General features: G+C 49.4%; 1 protein-coding gene. It reads left to right on the top strand.

Going from position 1 to position 1,075, the window contains the following annotated elements:
* Positions 1-426 precede the first annotated feature (426 nt).
* Positions 427-1,075: S-adenosylmethionine synthetase N-terminal domain-containing protein (locus tag LIQ05_RS19265; RefSeq protein WP_318289604.1), on the top strand; the 649-nt coding region annotated here is incomplete at its 3' end.

Here is a 1,075-nt window from a genome sequence, read left to right as displayed (position 1 = left end):
GCAGAAAATGAGACAAATAATGACCGCACGGGCAGGGATGTGTTCAAAACAGGGGAGTATAGCAGGGATGTGTGCCAGGTGTATTCAGGTGGGAAACGTGTTCAAAAGAGGGAACTTTGGTTATACTCTACGGCCTATCTGCCAATGCCCTGACAGAAAAAGTGTCTGAAAATCCCCTAAAAGTGCGGAAAATGAGACAAATAATGGCTGTACAGGATGGAAAGTGTTCAAAACAGAGAGATTATGTGATGTTATGTATTGGGAGTATTTCAGCGAAAAGTGTCTGAAAGCCCCCGAAAAGTGCAGAATGTGAGACAGCTCACAACCAAGATCCGGCAGGAAGTGTTCCAAAAGGAGTGCTTTCTGCTGGATCTATTTACTTATGTGATAACGAGCTTTGACTCGTTAGAAAGGATGGTAACGATTATGAAACGATTTTATACAGCAGAATCCGTAACGGAAGGACATCCGGATAAGCTCTGCGACCTGATCGCAGACAGTATTCTGGATGCGTGTCTGAAAGAGGACGAAAATTCCAGGGTGGCCTGCGAGGTGCTGGCGACCAAAGGGAACATCATTGTGGCAGGAGAGATTACCAGCCGATTTGAGCCACAGGTGTTTGAAATCATCAAAAAGGTGCTGGAGAGTGCAGGCTATGAAGCAGAGGAAATCCACATGGATGCCCTCATCCACAAACAGAGTCCGGATATCGCCGGGGCAGTGGAGAGATCCAGAGAACGAAGGGCAGGGACTGTTTCTGTTCAGAGCGGACTTGCCAGCGGTGCCGGGGATCAGGGCATCATGATTGGCTACGCCTGTGATGAGACGCCGCAGCTCATGCCAATGCCAGTGGTTTTGGCGAACCGCATTGTGAGGGAACTGTCTGCAAGCCGCAGAAGTGGATATATCACGGGAATCCTGCCAGACGGAAAGGCACAGGTGACCGTGGAATACGAAGATGACAGACCTGTCCGTCTGGATACGGTCGTTGTGTCCTGTCAGCATGAAAAGGAAAAATCTCTTCGGAAGCTGGAGCATGAGATCCGGGAGAAAGTGTTACGCCCGGCACTCCGTA

It is taken from the genome of Blautia glucerasea, assembly GCF_020537505.1.
Classification (GTDB): Bacteria; Bacillota; Clostridia; order Lachnospirales; family Lachnospiraceae; genus Blautia_A.
Note: the sequence above shows the minus strand (reverse complement) of the source record. Positions and strands in the feature narration are given on the sequence as shown.